21 protein-coding genes and 1 pseudogene are annotated in these 22,817 nt (G+C 66.0%); 5 read left to right on the forward strand and 17 right to left on the reverse strand.

Annotation, left to right across the window (positions count from 1 at the left end; translation table 11 throughout):
• Positions 1 to 6: 6 nt before the first annotated feature.
• The 16 genes from BLU62_RS21680 to BLU62_RS21755 all read right to left on the reverse strand — a co-directional run bounded on the left by BLU62_RS21680 (position 7) and on the right by BLU62_RS21755 (position 16,571).
• Entirely contained in the window at positions 7 to 1,014 is a 1,008-nt protein-coding gene (locus BLU62_RS21680) for an MlaD family protein (RefSeq protein ID WP_074852023.1), read from the reverse strand.
• Positions 1,011 to 1,982, reverse strand: coding sequence for an MlaD family protein (locus BLU62_RS21685; RefSeq protein WP_159441571.1), 972 nt, complete (start codon positions 1,980 to 1,982; stop codon positions 1,011 to 1,013). The genes BLU62_RS21680 and BLU62_RS21685 overlap by 4 nt, the downstream gene beginning before the upstream one ends.
• Before the next feature lie 23 nt (positions 1,983 to 2,005).
• Positions 2,006 to 3,091: an MlaD family protein gene (locus BLU62_RS21690; RefSeq protein ID WP_244278381.1), complete on the reverse strand. Its 1,086-nt coding sequence runs from the start codon at positions 3,089 to 3,091 to the stop codon at positions 2,006 to 2,008.
• 10 nt (positions 3,092 to 3,101) lie between these two features.
• The gene (locus BLU62_RS21695) at positions 3,102 to 4,097 is read right to left on the reverse strand and encodes an MlaD family protein (protein ID WP_074852025.1); all 996 of its coding nucleotides are present in this window, start codon (positions 4,095 to 4,097) and stop codon (positions 3,102 to 3,104) included.
• A complete protein-coding gene (locus tag BLU62_RS21700; protein WP_084811853.1) occupies positions 4,085 to 5,104 on the reverse strand; it encodes an MlaD family protein in 1,020 nt (339 codons plus the stop codon). The genes BLU62_RS21695 and BLU62_RS21700 overlap by 13 nt, the downstream gene beginning before the upstream one ends.
• Positions 5,105 to 6,088, reverse strand: a complete 984-nt coding sequence (locus BLU62_RS21705; RefSeq protein ID WP_139180059.1) for an MlaD family protein — start codon at positions 6,086 to 6,088, stop codon at positions 5,105 to 5,107.
• A 73-nt stretch (positions 6,089 to 6,161) separates the two neighbouring features.
• Positions 6,162 to 7,028 (reverse strand): MlaE family ABC transporter permease, encoded by an 867-nt coding sequence (locus BLU62_RS21710; RefSeq protein WP_084811854.1) that lies wholly within the window; start codon positions 7,026 to 7,028, stop codon positions 6,162 to 6,164.
• Positions 7,029 to 7,032: 4 nt separating this feature from the next.
• Positions 7,033 to 7,953, reverse strand: coding sequence for an ABC transporter permease (locus tag BLU62_RS21715; protein ID WP_084811855.1), 921 nt, complete (start codon positions 7,951 to 7,953; stop codon positions 7,033 to 7,035).
• A gap of 301 nt (positions 7,954 to 8,254) precedes the next feature.
• Positions 8,255 to 9,952, reverse strand: coding sequence for a phytoene desaturase family protein (locus BLU62_RS21720; protein ID WP_074852027.1), 1,698 nt, complete (start codon positions 9,950 to 9,952; stop codon positions 8,255 to 8,257).
• Positions 9,953 to 9,999: 47 nt separating this feature from the next.
• Complete coding sequence (locus BLU62_RS21725) at positions 10,000 to 10,863, reverse strand: SDR family oxidoreductase (protein ID WP_074852028.1); 864 nt, start codon at positions 10,861 to 10,863, stop codon at positions 10,000 to 10,002.
• Positions 10,860 to 11,060: a ferredoxin gene (locus tag BLU62_RS21730; protein WP_074852029.1), complete on the reverse strand. Its 201-nt coding sequence runs from the start codon at positions 11,058 to 11,060 to the stop codon at positions 10,860 to 10,862. Before BLU62_RS21730 ends, BLU62_RS21725 begins: the two co-directional genes overlap by 4 nt.
• Before the next feature lie 46 nt (positions 11,061 to 11,106).
• Positions 11,107 to 12,501 carry an aldehyde dehydrogenase family protein gene (locus tag BLU62_RS21735; protein ID WP_074852030.1) on the reverse strand — a complete coding sequence of 465 codons (1,395 nt, stop codon included), beginning with the start codon at positions 12,499 to 12,501 and terminating at the stop codon, positions 11,107 to 11,109.
• A 10-nt stretch (positions 12,502 to 12,511) separates the two neighbouring features.
• Complete coding sequence (locus BLU62_RS21740) at positions 12,512 to 13,303, reverse strand: coniferyl-alcohol dehydrogenase (RefSeq protein WP_074852031.1); 792 nt, start codon at positions 13,301 to 13,303, stop codon at positions 12,512 to 12,514.
• An 11-nt stretch (positions 13,304 to 13,314) separates the two neighbouring features.
• A complete protein-coding gene (locus tag BLU62_RS21745) occupies positions 13,315 to 14,574 on the reverse strand; it encodes a cytochrome P450 (RefSeq protein WP_074852032.1) in 1,260 nt (419 codons plus the stop codon).
• The gene (locus BLU62_RS21750; RefSeq protein WP_074852033.1) at positions 14,571 to 16,118 is read right to left on the reverse strand and encodes an acyl-CoA synthetase; all 1,548 of its coding nucleotides are present in this window, start codon (positions 16,116 to 16,118) and stop codon (positions 14,571 to 14,573) included. Before BLU62_RS21750 ends, BLU62_RS21745 begins: the two co-directional genes overlap by 4 nt.
• A 48-nt stretch (positions 16,119 to 16,166) precedes the next feature.
• Positions 16,167 to 16,571 carry a sterol carrier protein gene (locus BLU62_RS21755; RefSeq protein WP_074852034.1) on the reverse strand — a complete coding sequence of 135 codons (405 nt, stop codon included), beginning with the start codon at positions 16,569 to 16,571 and terminating at the stop codon, positions 16,167 to 16,169.
• Positions 16,572 to 16,737: 166 nt separating this feature from the next.
• Between BLU62_RS21755 and BLU62_RS21760 the strand changes: the two genes are divergently transcribed.
• Entirely contained in the window at positions 16,738 to 17,289 is a 552-nt protein-coding gene (locus tag BLU62_RS21760; protein ID WP_074852035.1) for a TetR/AcrR family transcriptional regulator, read from the forward strand.
• Positions 17,290 to 17,347: 58 nt separating this feature from the next.
• Here BLU62_RS21760 and BLU62_RS34405 read toward each other — a convergent pair whose 3' ends face one another.
• Entirely contained in the window at positions 17,348 to 17,965 is a 618-nt protein-coding gene (locus tag BLU62_RS34405; protein WP_074852036.1) for a TetR/AcrR family transcriptional regulator, read from the reverse strand.
• A gap of 117 nt (positions 17,966 to 18,082) precedes the next feature.
• Here BLU62_RS34405 and BLU62_RS21770 point away from each other — a divergent pair, with 117 nt between their 5' ends.
• From BLU62_RS21770 to BLU62_RS21790, 4 genes and pseudogenes are all read left to right on the forward strand, one after another.
• Positions 18,083 to 18,982, forward strand: coding sequence for a DUF7065 domain-containing protein (locus tag BLU62_RS21770; protein WP_074852037.1), 900 nt, complete (start codon positions 18,083 to 18,085; stop codon positions 18,980 to 18,982).
• Between the two features lie 26 nt (positions 18,983 to 19,008).
• Positions 19,009 to 19,623 (forward strand): helix-turn-helix domain-containing protein, encoded by a 615-nt coding sequence (locus tag BLU62_RS21775; RefSeq protein WP_074852038.1) that lies wholly within the window; start codon positions 19,009 to 19,011, stop codon positions 19,621 to 19,623.
• Positions 19,620 to 21,157 (forward strand): annotated as a pseudogene (locus tag BLU62_RS21785) (pyruvate, phosphate dikinase). The gene BLU62_RS21775 and the pseudogene BLU62_RS21785 overlap by 4 nt, the downstream one beginning before the upstream one ends.
• Positions 21,154 to 22,767, forward strand: a complete 1,614-nt coding sequence (locus tag BLU62_RS21790) for a PEP-utilizing enzyme (RefSeq protein WP_244278282.1) — start codon at positions 21,154 to 21,156, stop codon at positions 22,765 to 22,767. The pseudogene BLU62_RS21785 and the gene BLU62_RS21790 overlap by 4 nt, the downstream one beginning before the upstream one ends.
• Positions 22,768 to 22,817 lie beyond the last annotated feature (50 nt).

Genomic DNA, 22,817 nt, shown 5'->3' on the forward strand with positions numbered 1-22,817 from the left:
CAGCGGTCACCTACCACCCACCTTGACCACCAGGCCGTTGCCGTCGCCGGCGGTCGCCAGCGCGGTCCGCATCAGGGCGCCGAGGTCGACGCTGCGCAAACTCCGGGCACCCGACGCCACCGACGGCAGCGCCGCATCACTGAGGACGCGGAGGTCCGGGGCGGCCTCGTCGAGGAATTTCTGTACGTGTTCGAGCAGCGGCTTGGCCTCTCGATTGAGCGAGGTCGGTGCGTTGGTGGTGACGATGAAGCCGTCCTTGCCGTCCGCACTGGTCGACGCCTTCTTGCCGCCCTCGCTGAGGAACTTCGCCAGTCCGACGGCGAAGCGCTCGACCGGGTCCCCGGACGCCGCGAGCGAGTCGCTGATGCCGGCGCCGTTGGTCAGCAGGGGCTGGAAGTCGGTCAGCAATGTGGTCAGCGATCCGCGCGTGGCCAGAATGGTGGCCTCGAGGAGTGCGCTCGCGTGCTGGATGTTGGTCAGCACCTCCTGATCCGCCGGGAGCCCTTCGTTGATCTCGTCGACGATCGAGCGGACCTGCCTGCTGTCGACCTGTTCGAGGAAACGGGTGACCCGCGCCGACAGTTCGTCGACCGTGGTCGGGACCGTGATCGTCGACGCCGTCAGCACGACGTCGTTGGAGAGCACCGGCCCGGATTCGGTCTTCGGGGTGATTCCCAGGTAGGTCTCGCCCAGTGCCGACAGGTTGTCGACGCGGTAGGCCGAGTTCACCGGGATCGAGTACTTGTCCTTGTAGTTCCATTCGATGCGCACTCCCTCGACGGAGGGCTTCACGGCGGTGATCCGGCCGATGGGCACGCCCCGCAGCAGGACCTTGGACCCGACGACCAGGCCGTTGGTGTGCTGCACCATCATCGTGGCGTGGCGCACGTTCACATTGTTCGTCACCGACAGGCCCAGCGAGTTCAGGTAGGCGAGCGAGGCGACGATCAGGGCAAGCAGCCCCGCGATCGACACCAGCGTTCGGCCGTTGAGGGCGGACTGTCCCCGCCTCATCGGACCGCTCCGAGCATCCGGAGGACCTTGGTCACGTCGCCGATGATCTCCTGCCCGTCCGGGGTCGACGCGGAGACTATCTCGAGACCGGGCTTCCGAAGGAACGGGAACAGGCTCTTCGACAGGAACTGTTGCAGCTGCGCCTGATTCGCGCCGATGGCGTCGATCCCCTGCCGGACCGTGCCGACGCTCCCGTCCACACCTCGCAGTAACGGCATCAGCCAGTAGCCTCCTTCGAATACGCTGCCGATACTCGGCAACACGATGCCGATGCCCGAGAACAGCTTGCCCAGCTGACTCCAGTAGTGCATGCCCTCGTCGGAGAGCATCTGCTCGGCCGCGGGCAGATGCGGTATGACGGCGAGCGCCGTGGCGTCGAGCCCGCGGATCATCCCGTCGATCAGGTCGGTGCCCGCCGAGAGACTGCTCAGGTCGATCGCCGAGATCTTCGCGACGCGCCTGGTCTGGCGGATGTCGGGCAGTGCGGTGTTCATCGTACGGATCACATCCTGCATGTTCTGGATGCTGCCGCCGTTGACGAAGTTCGCGACCACGGCGAGGGTGTCCTCGAGCGGTGGCGGAGATGTCGTCTGCGACAACGGGATCAGTCCACCCGGTTCGACGACCTCCGTACCTCCGCTGGTGGCGACGAGCGCGACGTAGGGATCACCGAGGACGGTGTTCTGGCGGATCGACGCGGTCACGTCGACCGGGATGCGCACCCGGCCGGTGAGTTTGGCGTTCACGTCGACGTGATCGCCCCGCAGTTCCACTCCGGTCACCGAACCGACCTTCGTCCCGTTGAACGTGACGTCGGAGCCTTCCGGGAGATTCAGGGTGTCGTCGAACTGGACGGTGATCGTCTCGCCGTCGCCTGCCGAACGCACCGAGGAGGCCAGCTCGCCGGGATTGAGCGTGCAGCCCCCGAGAACAACGGCCACGAGTGCTGCGGCAGCAGCCGTGGCCACCCGGCCTCGTATCTGAGCGATCATCATCGAACTCCAGCCACCAGTAGATCGAGCACTCCCACGCGGACCATCCGGGTGTCGCCACGCTCCGTGGTGCAGCTCCCCGACTTCACCGCGTTGACCCGGGCGCACCAGGCTTTTCCGTCGGCGGTGCGTACCCGCACCTCCGGCGGTCGCACACGGAGACCCGCGCCCCGCCCGCGTTCGGCGACCAGTGCCACGTTGGCCGCCACGCTGGGGATCGCGGACAGTGCCTTCTGGACGTCCCCCACACGTGTTGCCGCGATGTGAAGCGCGTCGGCCAGCACGTCGAGTGTCGGGTACAGGTACTCGCCGTAGCGCGGCTCGATGTCAGAGATCAGCAGGAGCACGGGCTGCATGCCGTAGATCATGTTCACGGTTCCAGGCCAGAGGACCCGCGCCGCAACGTCGGTCGCCTGCGGGAGCTTGGTGATGATCGACGAGATGTCACCCCACCGTGCGAGCGCGTCCTTCGTCAGGGGCGCGGTCATCGTGATGATGGAGCCGATGTCGGCGATGGTGCGTTCCGGACTCCGCGCCGCCGACGCCGCGGTGCGCATCAGGGTCTCGACGCGAGGCCCGGTACCGATCACCGAACTCGACATCTCGTCGATCGATCCCGCCAGCGCCCGGGTGTCGCCCTCGGGGGCGAGCTGGTCGATCAGGTCGGCCGCCGAACCGGTGATCTGCGAGATGCTCTGCGGGGTGTGCGCCCGTTCGAGGGGAATGCACTCGGAGGCGCGGAGTCGCTGTCCCGTCCGGTAATTGCCGACGAGCTCGAGTGAGCGGTCGGCGAGGACCGACTTGGATCGGGTCACCGCCGCGACGTTCGCGGGGATCGGTCGGTCGTTGTCCACCGAGAAGGTCACGCGCACACCGATGTCCTGCGGTTCGATCGACTCGATGGTGCCGATGGGATAACCCATCTGCGTCACCTTGTTGCCCGCGTACAGCCCGATCGAGTCGGGCAGCATCGCGCAGTAGCCACCCTCGGCGCGCGCCTGCGCGGTGCCCGCACCTGCGGTGGTCGTCGCCACGGCGGCGACCGTGGCCGCCATCGCCAGACACACCGCCGACCTCATTGCCATTCGCTTCACGTCAGCACTTCCTTCCGGCCACCGGCAGGCACATCGCGGTCGCGTCCAGGACGAAGGCGGAGTCCGCATCCGGTGCACCCTCGGGCGCCACCAGCGAGGCCAGCCGGCTCTGCAGCGGACCGAGGTTGTCGATCATCGCGTCCATCCCGTTGCGCAGCCGGTCCGCGGTGTTCCGCGCGCCGACCACCGCCGCGTAGATCTGGTCGGAGTGGTTGAGATAGAAATTCGACACCGCCCCCAGCCGCTGGAGGACCCCACCGAGCTGCCGGTAGGCCTCCGAGAAACCTGCGCGGTAGGTGTAGAACTGCGACAGCGCGACATTCACCTTGCGGATCAGCTCGAAGACGAACTCCCGACTGTTGGCAAACGTCGTCATGTAGTTGCTCGCCATCGCCAGGATCGCATCGACCTGTCGCCGTTGCTTGTCGACGATCGTGGAGATCGATCGCATCCCGTCGATCAGGTGCCGCAACGACTTCGAGTTCTCACCGAGACCGTCGGCCACCTGGGCGAGAGTGCTCTCGATCGGATCGCCGTCCACCTCGTCGGTGATGCGCGGCAGCTCCTGAAGCGTGTCGGCGATGGTGTAGGGCACGGTCACCCGGTCCGCCGGAATCGTGCGGCTCGTGTCGGTGACCCGACCCGAGGGGATCAGCGACACGAAGTAACCGCCGACCGCGGTGAGCAGTTGGACGCGGACGCTCGACCTGTCGCCCACCACGACGTCGTCGGTGACATCGAGTTCCACCTCGACGTCGTCGGCGCGAAGTCTGACATCGGCGACCTTTCCCACCGAGATACCCGCCACGCGGACATCCTCGCCCCCGCTCAACGACGCGACATCGCGGGTCGTGAAGGTGATCGCCTGCCGCCCGGGGGGTGCCATGTAGAAGTAACTCACGCCGGCGATCAGCACGGCAGCCAGACCGACCGCCACCATCCCGGTCAGGAAATCGTTGGCGCGTATCCGTTCCCACGCACGCGTCAGGCCCGACATATGACCACTCCACTTCCGTTGATCAGAACCTTCGCCATGGCGGGGAGAGCGAGTTCTGCCTTGGAACACCGCTTCTCCGGCATCGGTGCGGTCACCGGGGACTGCAGACCCTCCAGCATCGTCGGGAGCATCTCCAGTGAGCGCCACAGATTGTCGACCGTCGGGAAGGCCTCGGTGAGAATCCGGTCGACATCGGTGTCGGGTTGGATTCCGACACCGGACAGGATCGAGTTCAGCACACCCATGAACGACGGCCCGTACTCGCTGGCCTTCCGGAACTCGTCGAGCACGGTGAGAGTCGAATCGACCGGTCCCTCGATGTCGCGGAGGAACTCCAGGATCTGGGGAGACTTTCCGCCCAGCGTGTCCGAGATCCGCGACATGTTCGCCACCAGGACGGAGATGACCTGCTGACGGTCGGTCGCGTAGCGACTGAGGGTGTCGACGCTCTTCAGCATCGGTGCCAAGCCGCCACCGTCACCTTGCAGAAGCGTGAGGGCATTCTGCGAGAAAGAGTTGATCTCCTGGGGGCTGAGGGTCTGCAGCACCGGCTGCAATCCGTTGAACAATTCGGTGATGTCGAAGGACGGGATCGTCTGCTTCACCGGGAGGTGGGTCACCGACTCCCCCTGGCCGTCCACACCGGTCACGTCGACGTACCGGACACCGGACAGGTTGGCGTACTTGACCGCTGCCTTCGTCTGGTCCGTGAGCTTGTGCGGCTCGAGCAACGTGAACGACACCTCGGCGTGAGCTGCGTCCTCCGACTGCCGCATCTCGATCGCGGTCACCTTGCCGACCTTCACCCCTCGAATACGAACGTCGGCGTTCGGTCGCAGACCTGATGCATCGGTGAAGTCCGCGGTGTACTGGGCGGTGGTGCCGTCTACGGGGTTCTTGATCCCGTTGGTGATCGCCGCGAACAGGATCGCCGCCACCGCGGCCGCGGCGATGAGCTTCCACAGCGGGCGCATGATCCGAGCCGCACCGGCGAATCGGCCGTTCATCTAGCGTCCTCCACGTTCTGTCAGCGAGGTCAGCGGCACAGCGAGCGCAGGCAGCCGCTCGAGCGCGAGATTGACCTTGAGAACTGTTGTGCCATCACCCTTCGTGGCGAAGGCGCCGTCGAGCCGCCGCACCAGGTCCCGCACGGTGACCGGAGTGATCACGCCCTGGCCGATGGCCGGCAGCACGGTGGCCGCCTCGGTGGCCATCTGAACCGTCGAGGTCAGATCTGCCTGGTTCGACTTCAGGAGCCTGCCGACCATCGAGAAGAAGTTGTCCGAGATCGCCTTCAGCGTGGTGGTGAAGTTGTTCTGCACCTCGTCGCCCGCGGCGCGCAACTCGCTGTTGTAGAAGTGGAACAGCGCCGAAATCGATCCGTCGACGAACGGCGGCAGCGAGTCCACGATGGCGTTGTACTTCGTGATCAGTTCTGCCGGCATCTCGCGCTGCGTACGCTCGACGACGTCGGCGAGCACCACACCGGTGTGGATGAGCGGCTCGAAAGCCGAGGTGTACACCAGGACTCGCTTGATGGCGTCCATCGTCTCCGGGACGAGCGAGCCGTTGGCCACGTCCGAGCCCTGCTCGATCATGGTGGCCATCGTGTAGTCGGCGCCGGGACTTCGGCTGAGGTGATCGCCGTCGCGCACCTCGCCGCTGGCGACATCACCGGTGTCGGCGATGTTCAGGCCGGTGATGCCGAAGTAGTTCTTGGGGCGGAAGTCGATGACGAAGTCACGTCCGAGCCCGGCGACCGAGCTGCGGTCGAGTTCGAGTGTCAGTGAGGTGACCCCGACCTGGTCGACGTCGAGCGAGGTCACCTTGCCGACCGGCGCCCCGAACATGACCACCTCGGTGCCCCCCTCGACGCCCGGCCCAACCGCCGGCGTGTCGATGGTGACGGTCACGATGTCGGGATCGTCGGGCGTCATCGCCGGGACGACGTAGAGCCCGAGCAGTGTGGCGACGATCGCCACCGCCACCACGACAGCACCCGAACGCCGTAACACCTTTTGCCGGTGTCGGTCCGATCCGATCAGAAATCCGGAGACCATCAGTTCACCCCTTGAAGATCAGGTCCGGGTGAAGACCCCACAGCACGATGGTCATCACGAGGTTCAGCACGATGGTCATGACGAGGCTCGCGCGGATGGCCCGCCCGGACGCACGTCCGACCCCTTCTGGCCCTCCGGACGCGAAGAAGCCGTAGTAGCAGTGGATGATCGTGATCACCGCACAGAATGTCACCGCCTTGATCAGCGAATACATGACCTCGACCGGGTCGAGGAATTGGGAGAAGTAGTGATCGTAGGTGCCCGCCGGCGCGCCGTGCACGACCTTCACGAACACGCTCGCCGTCAGGAACCCGATGGCCAGCGAGAGCAGGTAACCCGGTATGACACAGAGCATTCCGCCGACCAGACGAGTGCCGACCACGAACGGGATGGAGCGGATGCCCAGGGTCTCGGTGGCGTCGATCTCCTCGGCGATGCGCATCGAGCCGATCTCGGCGGTCATGCGACAGCCGACCTGCGCGGCGAACCCGATGCCGGTCATGATCGGACCCATCTCACGAATGTTGAGGAAGGCGCCGATCACACCGGTCAGCGGTCCGAAACCGATGAGATTCAACGTGTTGTACGCCTCGATCGCCACCGCGACGCCGATGGCGACACCGAGGATCATCAGCAGCGAGATGACGCCGCCGTCGACGATGATCGATCCGCGACCCCAGGCCATGCTGTTCATGGTCTTGAAGGTCTGCTTGCGGTAGTGCCGGATGGTGAACGGAATGTTCACGACCGTCTGCAGGGTGAACAGCGCCCACCGGCCGATCCCCTCCTGGACGGTGAAAACACTTGTGGCGAGCCATCGCCCGGTGCGCGACAGCGTCGGGGACACGGAGTACTTGGTCGGAGATGCCATGTCCTCAGCCCACCTGACTCGGGAAGAACATGGTCTGGAGCTGTGTCGTCATGAGGTTGGTGACGAACACCGCGACGAATCCGAGTACCACCGAGGCGTTCACGCTGTCGGCAACGCCTCGCGGTCCGCCCTTGGCCTCGAGGCCGCGGAGGCTGGCGATGATGACCACCTCCATTCCGAACAGCATCGTCTTGAGAATCGCGAAGTAGAAGTCGGTCTGGGTGGCGAACGCTCCGAAGGACTGCCAGAAGCTGCCGGGGATGACTCCGTTGATCGAGACGGCGAGAACGAATCCCGCCGCCACCGCCGACGCAACGATGATGACGCAGAGGATCGGTGAGATGAGGAGGATGGCCAGGAAGCGCGGCAGGACAAGGCGTTGCACGGGGTCGACACCCATCACCCGCATGGCGTCGATCTCCTCACGGATGGACCGGGCGCCCAGGTCGGCGGCGATCGCCGACGCCGCGGCACCTCCCATCAGGAGGCCGGCCGCGATCGGGGCGCCCTGCGAGATCACCCCGATACCGCTGGCCGCACCGGCGAGCGACTTGGCGCCGACCTGGTTGACCACGGCGCCGACCTGAATCGAGATCTCCGTGCCGAACGGCAACGCGATGAGTACCGCGGGCAGCGCCGTCACTGTCAGCAGGAACCAAGCCTGCTCGAGAGTCTCGACCATCGGCAGACGCATCCGGATGGTCTCGGTGACCGAGTAACGCACAACGTCCGCGGTCAAGGTGGCAGCGCGTCCCATGGTGGCGATCGACGCCTTCGGCACGGTCCGCAGGTACTCGACCGTACGAGCCCCTGCACGAGCGGCGACCGCCCCTACCCCTCCGCCCGAGGGCGGCGCGGGATGGGCGAACTCATCCTTGTAGGTGAGTATCTCGGCCTCGGCAGCCGAGACTTGAAGATCGCGCATACCTTCCTCTCAGAAGATCTTCGGAGACATCAGCTCCGGTAATTTAATCGATATTTGATTAAGTAGGCAGTTCACACCCGTGCGTGGATGTGCGTTGGATCACAAGGAACCTTAGCCATAAGTCCACCTATGGTCAACCCCGTATTGGGACATTTGACCAACAGGGCTTCGGCCGACCCGCCGATCGCGATCAAAACGGACAAATCCCCCGCTGAAGTGCAGTGATCAGTCACTCCACCAACACCAGATGGCGAGCGCCGGCGGTGGTTCGCCGGCGCCCGCCAGGTGACGTCGAGCCGATCTAGCGGGCGGCAGAAACCGCCTTCTCGTACCGGGCTTCCAGGGTCTTCTCACGCACCAGACCCGAACGCAGGCGGTCACCCAGACCCGCGCCGTCCTCCTTGCGGAACTCCTTCAGCATCACCCGCGCCGCGTTCTGTCCCGGCATACCCGAGATCCCCGCGACCGGATGCGTCCCGGCACCGGTGAGGTACAGCCCCGGGATGGGGGTGCTGTAACCGGCGAACTTGTCCGCCGGCTTCAGCGGCCCGAACCGGGAGATCACCGGATCGACATGGTAGACACTGCCGTCGATCGCCCAGAACCGGTCCTCGATGTCGGGCAGCGCCAGAGGGCGTCGCGCAACCTCGAGGGACTCGATTCCGTTGTAGTAGTGCGAGGCGTCGCGGATCACGCGCTCGGTGATCTTGTCCCGAGCGACCTCCCAGCCCTCGCGCGGGTCCGACGGGGTCAGCCCGGTCCAGAACCAGAAGATGTCGCATCCGTCCGGGGCGAATCCCTTGTCGAACGACGTCGTCGCGTGTCCGAGTCCCGGGATGTGTTCGGGCACATCACCCCTGATGCAGGCCTTCGCCGCGTCGAGGCTCTCCTGGTAGGTGTTGAACGAGTTGCAGCCCAGACGGAGGTCGATTCCGTCGCCACGCCACTTCTCGTGCTTCTCCATCGTGATCTTGCCGCTGAGCGCGATGTTCAGCTTGTAGTCGGCGATTCCGCGCCGGCGCGTGGGGATCTTGTCCGCCTTGTTCTGCAGGACCCGCGGCAACGTGCCCTCCGGGAGCAGCCGCGTCAGGGTCGTCTTCGGGCTGCAGGCGGTCAGAACGCCACGGCGAGCGTGGATCTCCTCGCCTCCGACCAGACGCACACCGGTCACCCGCCCGTTGTGCATGACGAGTTCGTCCACGGGCGCGCTCGTGCGTACACGACCCCCGTTGGACTTCAGGCTCTCGACCAGCGCAGCCGGGAGGGCACCCGTGCCGCCGTGGAACATCGACACCCCGTACTTGCTGAGGACACCCAGGTAGATCAACGACCAACCCGAGAGGTCGGCGTCGAAAGGCATGAACGGCAATGCGATCAGCAGCGGCGCCTTGATCGCGTCACTGGTGAAGCTGTCCTCGATCGCCTCCGCCTGCGACGACGCCATCCAGCGTCCGACCGCCACGAGTTCCTTGCGGTTCTTGACCATCCCCTTGGTGGCCTGCAGAACCTTCTTGATGTCCGGCTTGACCGGGCTGGTCTGCATCAGCGGCAGGCCGATCTCCACTGCGGCGTCGATGACCCGGTACAGATCCAGCAGCGCCTCGGCGTCCGACGGCGAGAAGTAGCGCAGTTCATCCGCGGTGCGACGCGGGTCCCGCCACATGGCCAGGGAGGTGCCGTCGTAGTTCAGCTGCACGTGGGCGGGGTCGATGACGGTCTGCTTGAGCCCGAACTTCCTCGACAGTCCCAGATCCTTGTCGATGGTGGTCGTCCGGAACAGCGAGGCCTGCATCGAGGCCTCGTTGATGGTGTACCCCGGCGCCTCCGGTTCGAACGGATTCGTCGAAGTCATTCCACCGACGGTCGGCGACGCCTCGACGACGAGGACATCGAGACCGGCCTGCGCCAGGTAGGCGGCCGACACGAGGCCGTTGTGACCGGCGCCGACCACGATGACGTCGGCGGTGTTCTTGGTTGTGTTCTTCGGTGCTGGGCTCACTACTCTTCTCTCTTCTGATCTCTTCTGGTTCTGGTCGTTTCAGGGCGTCAGGCCAGGGGGTTGCTGCCGAGGGTCGCGTCGGTCAGATCGCAGATCTCGGTCCACCGCTCGGCGACGTCGGCCGGCGACGGCGGCTCGCTGAAGGTGATCCCGGCGCCCTGGAAGAGCGCCACGCGCTGCACCAATCCCCCGCCGACGACGAAGATCGATCCGGTATCGGTGCAGATCGGGTTGACCAGGTGCGTGACGACCGGGGCGACGAACTCGGGGGGAAGCCGGTCCAGGACCTCGCGCGGTGCGATGTCGGCAGTCATGCGGGTGGCTGCCAGCGGCGCAACGGCATTCGCGGTGATCCCCGACCTGGCGCCTTCGATCGCCAGTGTGTTGATCAGACCGATCAGCCCCGACTTCGCGGCGCCGTAGTTCGCCTGCCCGAAGTTGCCGTACAGGCCGCTGGTGGACGTGGCGACCACGATGCGGCCGAAACCCTGTTCGCGGAAGTGCGGCCACGCGGCGCTGGTCACATTGAACCCGCCGTAGAGATGCACCCGCATCACCGCGTCCCAGTTCTCCGGCGACAACTTGGCGAAGCTGGCGTCGCGCAGGATCCCCGCGTTGTGGATCACGGCGTCGATCTGGCCGAATCGGTCGAGGGCGGTGCGCACGAGCGACAGAGCGCCCGAGACATCGGAGATGTCATCGTAATTGGCGACCGCGTCGCCGCCGCGGTCACGGATCTCGGCCACCACCTCGTCGGCCATGGCCGACCCGGCGCCGGTGCCGTCACGGTTGCCACCCAGATCGTTCACGACGATCCGCGCACCTTCTCCCGCACAGCTCAGCGCGTACTCGCGGCCCAGCCCGCCACCGGCTCCGGTGATGACGACGACCCGGCCGTCGAGGTTCCTCATTCGCTGTCCCGTAGAAGTCTGAGAGCTTCGGTCGGGCAACCGGATATGGCTTCCTCGACCTCCATCAGATCGGCCTCTGCGACCTCGTCCTTGAGGACGAGCAGTGAACCGTCGTCGTCGATCTCGAAGAACTCCGGCGCCAGCGATTCGCAGATTCCGAGCCCGGTGCAACGGGCGCGATCGAGTACTACTTTCATGGTCCCTCCTGGGTGGATGTGGAGGCGAGAGCCCTGACGAGTGGATTCAGAAGAGCTTTCGCATGATGGCCAGATCGCGCACCGAATAGGGCGGGTAGATCAGGCGGATGTCCGGCTTCGCGGTCTTGGACAGGACGGCCTTCCGGTGGCTGAGCCGCTCGAATCCCCACTGCCCGTGGTAGTCACCGATCCCCGAGTCCCCGACGCCACCGAAGGGCAGGGCGGGAACGAGACAGTGCATCGCGATGTGGTTGATCACCGCTCCCCCGGAGGGGATCGAGTCGATCAGGTGCTGTCCGAGCGATTTCGACGAGGTGAACGCATACATCGCCAGCGGCTTCGACCTCTGGTTGACGAATGCGACGGCCTCCGGGATGGACGCGACGGTCACCACCGGGAGGATCGGGCCGAAGATCTCCTCGGACATCACCGGATCCGTCGGCGCCGGGTCGAGGACCACCGTCGGTTCGATGGTCAACCGGTCGGCGTCGGTCGCACCACCGGCGACGATCCGACCCGTCGTGGTCGCCAGGTAGCCGGCGAGACGGTCGAACTGGCGGCGGTTGACGATCCGCAGCGCCGGGTCGTCCTCGCCCGAACGGAATTCGATCATGTTCGCGGCGATCTTCTCGACCAGCCGGTCGGCGATGTCACGGTGGGCGAGCACATAATCCGGTGCGATGCAGGTCTGTCCGGAGTTCATGGTCTTCACCCATGCGATCCGCCGCGCGGCGACGTCGAGGTCGGCGTCGGCAGCCACGATGACCGGGCTCTTGCCGCCGAGTTCCAGGGTCACCGGGGTGAGCGTGGCCGCGGCTCCGGCCATGATCTTCTTGCCGATCTCGGTTCCGCCGGTGAACAGCGCGTGGTCGAAGCCGAGCGCGAGGAGCTCCTGCGTGACCAGGCCGTCCCCTTCGACGACCGCGATGGCCGAGGAGTCCAGGTACTCGGGGATCAGCCTGGTCAGCAGCGTCGAGGTGGCGGGCGCCAGTTCCGAGGGTTTGACCACGGCACAGTTGCCTGCGGCCACCGCCGCGATCAGCGGGCCAAGGGTGAGGTAGACCGGATAGTTCCAGGGGCCGATCACCAGGACGACGCCCAGCGGCTCGTACTGCACCCAGCCGCGCCCGGGCAACTGGTTCAGCGGAAGCTTGACCCGCTTGCGCTTCATCCACTTCTTCAGGTTCTTCCGCGCATAGGCGGCTTCACCGGCGGTCGAGGCGATGTCTCCCAGCCACGCCTCGGACGGACTGCGTCCGAGGTCGGCGGCCAGGGCCTTGGCGATCTCGTCCTCGCGTTCGGCGAGCAACCGCTCGATGGCGGCCAATTGCCCCAGCCGCCAGCTGATGTCACGGGTGCGACCCGAGGCGAAGGTCTGTCGCACCGACGCCATCATGCGCTCGTGGTCGACCGCGCCGAGTCCCTGGACCGTCGTTGCCATGTCTCGGCTCCTAGATCTCGGGTGCCGGCACGACGCCGGACAGCACGGAACCGGTGACGCCGCCATCAACGACGAGCGCGTGCCCGTTGACCCAGCGCGCGGCGTCGGACGCCAGGAACACCAGGGTGTCGGCGATGTCGCCGGGCTCGGCGTGGCGACCCAGCAGATTCTTCAGACCGTCGAGGGTGTCCTTGCCCATCGACTCCTCGAAGTCGGTGAGAATGGGCGTCTCTACCGGTCCGGGCAGGACTGCGTTGATGCGGAAACCCATCTCCGCCACGGCAAGACCCATCGACATGGTGTAGACGGTGGAGACCTCCTTGGAGAAGTTGTATGTGTTGCCCTCCTGGGGATTCGCCTTGAACCAGGCCAGCCCCTCCTCGAAGGTGTCGGTGCTGAGCAGGTCGCGGATCTGCTCGAGCCGTGCGGGCCAGCCGAAGCCGGCGGTCGAACTGACGATGGTGATGCTGCCACCCGGATTGAGACGGTCGAAGAACGCCTCCGAGAGATGGCGCACGGCAAGCGAATTGACTGCGAACACCAGTTCGCCGGGCAGCGTGCCGGGAACCCCGGCGATGTTCATCAGTCCGTCGAAGGAACCCTCGAGGGACTCGATCGCGGCGTCGATGCTGTTCGGGTTCGCCAAGTCCACCTCGGTGTGCGAGGTGACCGGGACGGTCGGCACGTTGCGGTCGAGGCTGTGCACCTCGGCACCGAGGTCGAGCAGTTTGGCGGCGGTCGCCGCGCCGATACCCGACGCGGCGCCGGTGACGACGAACCGCTTTCCGTTGAATTCAGACATGGTTTCTCCGCTCAGAGGGTGTAGGGCATGGACTTGACGGCGCGCACGAAGTTGCCGGTGAGGCACTCGGGTTCGCCGACCTTCAGGGTGGGTGCCCGATGCAGCAGCTGGTCGAAGATCTCCTGCAGCTGCATCTTCGCCACGAAGCTGCCCATGCAGAAGTGCGGTCCACCGCCACCGAAACCGACGTGGGGGTTGGGCGACCGGGTGATGTCGAATTCGTTGGGACGTTCGAAGACCTTCTCGTCGCGGTTGCCCGACGAATAGATCATCGCCACCCACTCGCCGGCCTTGATCTCCTGACCGCCGAGCACCGTGTCCTGGGTTGCCGTGCGGCGGAACGTCATGACCGGCGAGGCCCACCGCACGAACTCCTCGATGGCCGGCTTGATCCGCCCGTCGAAATCCTCCAGGAGCAGCTCACGCTGTGCCGGGAAGTCCTGGAAGGCCTTGGTGGTGATGCTGATCGAGTTGCGGGTGGTGTCGTTGCCTGCCACCGACAGCAGCACGAAGAACGACGCGATCTCCTCGTCGGTGAGCTTCTCCCCGTCGACCTCGGCGTTCACCAGACCGGTCATCAGATCCGACTTCGGGTTGCGGCGGCGTTCCTCGGCGAACTCGAATCCGAGCGACAACAGGCCGACCAGGGATTCGTTCAGGACCTCACCGGGTTCGCGGCCCGCGGCCACGTCCTCGTCGGCCCAGGACACCATGCCGTCGGCGTGATGGGCGGCCTCCTCGCGCTGGTCGAGGTCCTCGAGGCCCATCATCTCGTAGATCGTCCACATCGGGAGTTTCTTCGAGACGGCCTCGACGAAGTCGCCCTCCTTGCGAGCGATGAGTCCGTCGACGATCAGCCGCGCCTGGTTCTTGATCTGATCGTGGATCTTGGCGACCTGCTTGGGCGTGAACGCGGAGCTGACCAGTCTGCGCAGGGCCGCATGACGCGGATCATCCATCCCGAGGAACGATCCCGCTGCCGACAGCAGATCCTCGGGGATCTCCTCGAACTGGAAACCCTGTCCCGAACAGAACAATTCGGGATGCTTGCTGACCTCGGTGATGTGTTCGTGCGAGACGACGACCCACACGCCGTCGTTCTCCGGGGGCATCAGCGCGCCCTCGAGCGGCCGATGCCAGCTGACGGGGCGCTCCGCGCGTAGCTGGGCGAAGGTCTGCTCGCGCTCGTCCGCGCTCTTCGCCCAGAAGTCGAGCGAAGAGATGCTCAGCGGGTCGTAGGGACGGGCCGATGTGCTCAATGTGCTGGTCATGCCTGTGCTCCTGCCGCTAGGTATCGCTTCTCGATCTCACGCTTGACGAGCTTTCCGGTTGCGGTGCGGGGCAACTCGTCGACGAAGTCGACCGTTCGGGGTGCCTTGAAGTGCGCGATGCGCTCCCGGGTGTAGGCGATGATCTCGTCGGCGAGTTCGTCGGAGGGGGTTTGCCCGGCGCGCAACTGCACGACGGCCTTGACCTGCTGACCCATCTCGGCGTCGGGCACGCCGATCACCGCGACGTCGTAGATCGCGGGATGCAGGGTGAGGACGTTCTCGACCTCCTGCGGGTAGATGTTGACGCCGCCCGAGATGATCATGAAGGCCTTGCGATCGGTCAGGAAGACGTATCCGTCCTCGTCGACGTATCCAAGATCGCCCACGGTCGTCCAGTTGGAGTGCGCCGGATGCTCGGCGGCCCTGGTCTTCTCGGGATCCTTGTGGTACTCGAACGGGCGCGTCTCACGCTCGAAGTAGATCAGCCCGACCTCGCCGGGCGGCAGCTCGTTGCCGTCGTCATCACAGACGTGCACCGGGCCCATGGCCGACTTGCCCACCGATCCCCGCTTGGTGAGCCATTCCTGCGTCGTGATGATGGTGGTGCCGTGGTTCTCGGTGGCACTGTAGTACTCCACGAGAATCGGTCCCCACCAGTCGATCATCGCCTGCTTGACGTCGGGCGGACACGGCGCCGCGGCGTGCACGACCAGCCGCAGGGACGAGGTGTCGTGGGCATTCCGCTGCTCCGGCGGCAGCTGCAGGAGCCGGACGAACATCGTGGGCACCATCTGCGTGATGGTCACCTTGTACTGCTCGATCACCTCGAGGATGCGCTCGGCGTCGAACTTCTCGAGGATCACCACGGTGCCCCCGAGGGCGTGGATGGCACCGGACCATTTGAGCGGCGCGGCGTGATACATCGGCGCAGGCGAGAGATAGACGTCGTCGGCGGTCACCTTGAACACGTGCTGGATCAGACCCGTGATCGGGTCGCCGGGCTCGTCCACCTGGATCGGCAGCAACGACGGCTTGACCCCCTTGGGTCGGCCGGTGGTCCCCGAGGAGTAGAGCATGTCCGAGCCGCGAGGCTGGTCGACGAGCCGCGGACCGGCCTGGGCGAGCACGTCACCGTAGGCCTCGAAGCCGTCGATGTTCCCGCCGAAGGCGATGGTGCGGATGTCACTGTCGCCGAGCTCCTCGACGACGGCGGACGCGAGTGCGGCGACCCCCGACGACGCGAACAGGACTCGTGCGTCACTGTCGGAGACGATGTAGGCGACCTCGGACGGGGCGAGGTGCCAGTTCACCGATGTGACGTACAGGCCGGAACGAACTGCCGCCCAGTAGATCTCGAGGCACTCGGGCGCATTCTCCGACAGCAGCGCGATCACGTCGCCCTTACGCAGACCCATTCCGTGCAGGGCTGCGGCCAGGTCTGCGGAGTGATCGTCGAGTTCTCGGTAGGTCACCGTCCGGCCGCTGCCGGCCATGATGATCGCCGGCTTGTCGGGTGTCGCCTGCGCGTGGGTTCCCGGATACATGGCTTGTCTCTTCTCTGGAGTTCCTGCGTGTGGGATGTTCGGGCGACGTCAGACCAGCAGGTCCTCGCGTCCGTCGGTCTTGAGGTTGTTGATGTAGACCGGGAACAACTTCTTGCCCAGCGGTGCGAGCTTGAGCAGGCTCGCGACGTTGCCGGTCACCGAGATCTTCTTCTTGGCCATGGCCAGGGGGAGATTGACCTTGCCCTGCCAGTAGGCGTTTCCGGTGTCGGCCGGCATGACCATGGTGGCCATCGGTTCGGGGCTCCCGTCGAAGCCCTCGTACACCTGCTTGTTGACCGCATCGACGACGACCACGGCTTCCGGACTGCTGAAGTCGAAGGCGAACACGAGTCCGCTGTCGACGAGCTTGGGTCCGATCTCGGCATCCTCGAACGCCGTCTCGAAGATGCCTCCGATGTACTTCCTGACCTCGGCAGCGTCGGTGAAACCCATGACAGATCCTCCTTTTTAAATGTAACTTCGATTCAAATCGATGTCTGCGGCACCCCCACCTGCATCTATGCGTCTTCGGCGGGGTCTATGAGCTGAGTCACAACGACGATAGCATAAGTTCAGTTATGGTCAACCCCATCGACCGCCGAACGTTGAGGAGCAGGTCATGAGCACCGTTTTGTCACGCGATGCATATTTCGAAACAGGCCTGGACGTCCTGTCCGACCTCGGCTACGGAGGCCTCAAACTGGCCGAGGTCTGCTCACGCCTCCGGGTGACCTCGGGGTCCTTCTACCACTACTTCTCGAACTGGGCTGACTACACCAGCAGCCTGCTGGCCTACTGGCTCGAAGCCCGGACGGTCCGCTCGATCGATCGGTTGGCCGCCATCGGGGACCCGCGCGAACGCCTGGCGACGATCATCGACATCGGCCTGGGCCTGCCGCACGGCGCCGAGCGGGCCATCCGCACCTGGAGCAATCTCGACGAACGTGCCCGGCGAACCCAGGAAGAGGTCGATCGCAGGCGGTTCGAGGTGGTCTACGAGTCCGTCGCGGAGATCGTCGAGGACACCCGACTGGCACACCGGTTCGCCCACTGGTCGGTCTTCCTGCTGGTCGGCTACGAGCAGACCTCGCTGCCGAAGGATCGGGATGCGCTACGCGACATCATGATCCGCCTCATGCAGTTTCTCGAGGAGAACAGTCCGTCGTCCTGACGCGCAGGCCGCGACCCTCAGTACGTCGCGTCTGTGCACCACGATCAATGCGCCACGATCAGTGCGCCGCGGGTAGATAACCGCGGATCAGCACAGTGAGAATGGCGGCGAAACGCTGGTCGGTGATCGACGTGTCGGACAACCGATCACGCATTCCCGCCCTACCGTCGGCGAAATCCTCGGGGAGCGCGCGGCCGCCACGACGGGCGGATTCCGCATTTCGCGAGATCCGGTACTGCGCGGTACCGAGAATGCAGCTGAACAGGGCGACCAGCAGTTCGTCGGCGCGATCGTCAGGCGTACCGGCCCGAGCCAGGAGATCGAGGATGCGGCCGGCCGCACCCACCGCGACCGGCCCTTCGAGCCGTCGTGATGCCATCTCCTGGGCCAGCGATGGGTGGTCGACGAGGAGGCGGTGGAATGCCCGTCCCCACCGCATCAACTCATCGAAGGGGTCACCTGCGGGATCGACGGGTTCCACGGCCCGCAACGACTCGTCAAGGACGAGGTCGAACAGTTCGTCCTTGTTGGCGACATGGTGGTAGATGGCCATCGGGGTGACGTCGAGGTCACGCGACAAACGCCGCATCGTCACCTGTCCGATCCCTTCCTCATCCGCTATCGCCAAGCACGCCTTGACGATCCGGTCAGCGTCCAAGCCCGCTCCACGCGCCACAGAATTCTCCGATCAACCGATGCGAGTGACCCTTGTCACGTTTGACTATACGCTGTAGAGTCCGTCTGAGTTTTTATCCCGCATTCAAATTCAACACCATCTCCACGGAGGTCACCCATGACCGTCACCACCTCATCACCCGGGATCACCGCATGGGGGCCGCTGGCCGAGCCCCTGCACGACGACGCGGCCGGTCCGTCGGACCCGATCTGGAAGGACAACGCCTACCTGTCCTATTGGGATGTCGAGCGCCGGATCTTCGGAAGCTTCCACTTCTCCACCTCCCCCAACGGCGACGGAGCGCGGCGGGCCAGGTGCTCCCTGCTGGTCGGCGGCGACGAGATCGAGATCATCGAACCCCTGGACCGCGGGTCGTACGCCAGCGAATCACTGACATTCGGCCTCGACGGCACCATCACCGTCGACCACCCGGAACTCCAGGCGCAGTTCGTCAACGCGCCCCTGCACACCCCGGCCGACTTCTCCCTGCACGAACTCATCCCCCCACTGGTCCCCGGCAAGCCCCTCCAGCACTTCCAGCAGGCCTGCACGATGCGCGGCACCATCCAGTTGCGCGGCACGCGCGCCGAGGTCGACGGATTCGGAATGCGCGACCGTACCTGGGGTTTCCGCGACGAGGCAGCGCAGTGGGCCGAGTACGCGGGGCTCGTCGCCGTCTTCGGCGACTCGTTCCTGTCGGTGATGAAGTTCCTGGGCATGGACGGCACGCTCGCGACCGACGGCTACCTGATCGATGCCACCGGGTCCCGCCACATCGAGGACGTGACCTTCCGCCGGACCGCGGCCGCCCAGTTCCTCGCCGCGCGTTTCACCCTCGAGGACGGCCAGGAACTCACGTGCGTCATGCGTCACCGCGACGCCGGCTTCTTCGTCCCGATGGGCGCCGAGACCGAGGGGCCGGCATTCGGCACCTATGACGATTTCATGACGCTCGAGCGCGACGGGAGTCCGGGCGCCGGCTTCTTCGAGCAGGGCATCGTCCACCGCGTTCACTGAGATCCGCGTTCACCCAAGGAGATCCCATGACCGAACAACTGATCGTCCTGCAGGCGTTGCGCCTCAAGGGCCGTGTGCGCGCGACCGACCTCGCCGACAGCGTGGGCGTCGACCCGGCCGCGATGACCACCGATCTCGATGCGCTGGTCGCGGCCGGCTTCGCCGCCGAGGCGAACGGCCGGTACAAGACCACGCCGGAGGGTCGAACCCACCTGTCGGAGCTACTCGACGCCGAACGCGCCACGCTCGACACCGATGCCCTCACCGACGCCTACGAGGAGTTCGATGCGCACAACGACGACCTCAAGGCATTGATGTCGCGATGGCAGCTCAAAGACGAGTCCACCCCGAACGACCACACCGACGCCGCCTACGACGCCGCGGTCGTCGCCGACCTCCGTGCGCTTCACGAGAGGTTCGCGCCACTGTTGACGCGCATCGTCGAGCAGGCACCGCGTCTGCACCACTACCCCGCCCGGTTCGCTGACGCGCTCGGGAAGGTGGAGTCCGGGGACACCTCGTGGTTCGCCCGGCCGATCGCCGACAGCTACCACACCGTCTGGTTCGAACTCCATGAGGAACTGATCGGACTCACCGGCCGCACCCGCGCCGCCGAAGCCGCTGCAGGACGGGCACTATGACCGTCGCCGGACATCGCAACGATGTCACCACCGAGGTCGTGGTCCTCGACGGGACCACCGACCACCACCGCGCATTGATCGGCGGAAAGGCCTGGAGCATCCAGCACATGCGTGCCCTGGGCATCCGGGTGCCCCCCGCCTTCGTCATCACCACGGCCCTCTGTCGCGAGTACTACGAGCACGACCGCACAGTGCCGCAACGACTCTGGGACCAGGTCGACTCCGCTCTCGCGCACCTCGAGTCGGAGACCGGCCGCGGTTTCGGATCCCCGAGAGGCCGCTACTCGTGTCGGTGAGATCCGGTGCCGCGGTGAGCATGCCGGGCATGATGGACACCGTTCTCAACCTCGGGATGACCGACGCGATCGAGACCGCCCTCGCCGGCCAGTCGGGTGATGCGCAGTACGCCGCCGACACGCGGCATCGCTTCACCGAACAGTTCGCCAAGGTCGTGGGCACGCCGGCGCCAGCAGACCCCAGGGAACAGCTGCACGAGGCGATTCGAGCGGTGCTCGACTCCTGGCAGTCGCCCCGCGCGGTGTCCTACCGAGCCGCACGCGGACTCGACGACACGAGCGGTACCGCGGTCACCGTCCAGGCCATGGTGTTCGGCAACCTCGGTGCCGATTCCGGTACCGGCGTGCTGTTCTCCCGCGATCCGCTGACCGGCGCGCCGGGCGCATACGGCGAGTGGCTCTCCGGCGGACAGGGTGAGGACGTGGTCTCCGGGCGCATGGACGCGGTGCCGCTGTCCGTCCTCGCGGAGACGATGCCCGGAATCCACGCCGAGTTGCTCGCGGTGAGCGAGACATTGGAGAGACAGGGACGGGATCTGCAGGACATCGAGTTCACCGTCGAGGAGGGACGGTTGTGGCTGCTGCAGTCCCGGGCGGCCAAGCGCACGCCCGAGGCCGCGGTCCGGTGTGCGGTCGACATGGTCGAGGAAGGCCTCATCTCTCCCGCCGAGGCATTGCGGCGGGTCACCGCCGATCAGGTTCGCGCACTGCAGAAACCGCACCTCGACGCCGTGGCCGCCGAACGCGCGCAGGTGCTGGCGACCGGCAAACCCGCATCGCCGGGCATCCGGACCGGAGTTGTCGTCACCGATCCCGACGACGCCCAGGATCTCGCCGAGGACGGTACCGACGTGATCCTCGGCAGGCAGACAACCGATCCCGACGACGTCGCCGCCATGTCGGTGGCAGTCGCGGTGCTGACCGAGTTCGGCGGCTCGACCTCCCACGCCGCGGTCGTGTGTCGCGAAATGGCCGTGCCGTGCGTCGTCGGCTGCGGAAGCGGCACCATCACCACACTCGCCGGTCGGACGGTGACCGTCGACGCGGGCGCCGGGATCATCTTCGACGGCGCGCTTCCCATCGTCGACGGTCGCAACGACGATCCCGGCCTCGCCACCATCCGGCGGTGGTTGACCGAACATTCGGGGCTTACCGGCGCCGAACCCACGGCGGACCCGTCCGGAGACCTGGCTTCTCTGCTGGACGCCTATGCAGGACAGGAGCATTCGGACTCATGAGCACCACGGTCGACACGATGCTCGACACCCTGGACAGCGCCGACGTGCCCGAATCCACTACGTGGACCACCGGCAACGTCGCCGAGGCGTTCCCCGGCGTGTTCAGCACCTTCGGTATCAGCTTCGTCTTCGGGCCGATGGAGCTCGCTTTCCGGCGGATGTTCCATGATCTCGGCGCGCTGTCGTCGAGCGATGTGAAGGTACCCGAGGAGGTCAGTGACTGCTTCTGGAGTCTCTTCGCCGGCTGGGGCGCGGGCAACATCGACAAGTTCCGTGAGATCGCGAACGTGCTGCCGGGGACGTCCGCCACGGCGATCGAACAGCAACTGTTCGGTTACGTTCGCCCCGACACGGTCGACGCCAACACCGTCGGCCGCTATCCCGCCATCCTGGCGAAGGCACCGCGGTGGGTCATCGGGGTACCCAGGCGCCACGATGCGATGTTCGCCGAGCTGCGACGCTGGCGGCTGGATCGGCTGCCGCGGATCGCCGATCTGGACGAAGCCGGTTGCCTCGCCGTACTCGCCGATGCGCGAACACGATTCGAGGACATCATGTCCATCCACATGGGGGTCGCGTTCATCAGCTCGGCGCTCGCGGACAAGGTGGCCGAGGCCGCCGCTGCGGGCGGGTTCCCCGGTCTCGAACAACACCTGCTGTCCGGGGTGGGTTCGGACGAGAACGAGGTCGCCTACGACCTGTGGGCGCTGGCCCACGGCACGATCTCCGAGCAGCAGTTCGTCGATCGCCACGGTTACCACGGCCCCAACGAGGGCCAGCTCCACGGCATCACCTGGCGCGAGAACCTGGCGCCCATCCGTTCGCGGCTGGCGGACTACCGCGCGATCGCCGACGACAACCCGCGCGCTCCACGACATCGGAGTGCGGCACAGCGACAGCTCCGAGACGATGCGGTTCAACGGCTGCTGAACGCCACGCCGAGGTCACGGCGTCGGGCCACGGCGTGGATGGTCCGCATCGCCGGCCGGTTCCTCGCACTGCGCGAGCAGGGCAAGGCCGGATATCTGATCACCTACGACGTCGCTCGCGCCGCCGCCCGCAGACTCGGCGACCTCCTCGTCGAACGCGGCGTCATCACCGACCGGGAGCACGTCTTCCACCTGCGCTACGACGCGCTGGTGGCCGGGATCAGCGGCGATCAGAGCGCGATCGTCACCGAGCGGATCGATCGGTTCGCCCGGCAGCAGGGCATCCGGGTTCCTCAGGCGTGGGCGGGGTATCCCGCGGTGACCAAGGTCGACGAGGACGACGATGTCGCCCTCGGAACGGGCGGTGTGGTCACCGGCGTCGCGGCGAGTGCGGGGCAGGTCGAGGGGCGGGCCCGCGTGGTCCGCGATCCCGCCGAGACCGAGCTCGACGACGGGGACATCCTGGTGTGCGAGACCACCGATCCGAGCTGGGTGTCGTTGTTCATGGTCGCCGCCGGCGTCGTCACCGATTTCGGTGGTCTGCTCAGCCATGGACCGATCGTGGCCCGCGAGATCGGCATCCCCTGCGTCTGCGGCACCGAGAGCGGGAGCCGGCAGATCCGCGACGGACAGATGCTGCGCGTCGACGGCGACACCGGCCGGGTGACCGTCATCGGGTGACGACCGGCACCTGCACGATGACAACGTCCCCGCGACTCGTGGGCGGATTC

It is taken from the genome of Gordonia westfalica (assembly GCF_900105725.1).
Lineage (GTDB): Bacteria > Actinomycetota > Actinomycetes > Mycobacteriales > Mycobacteriaceae > Gordonia > Gordonia westfalica.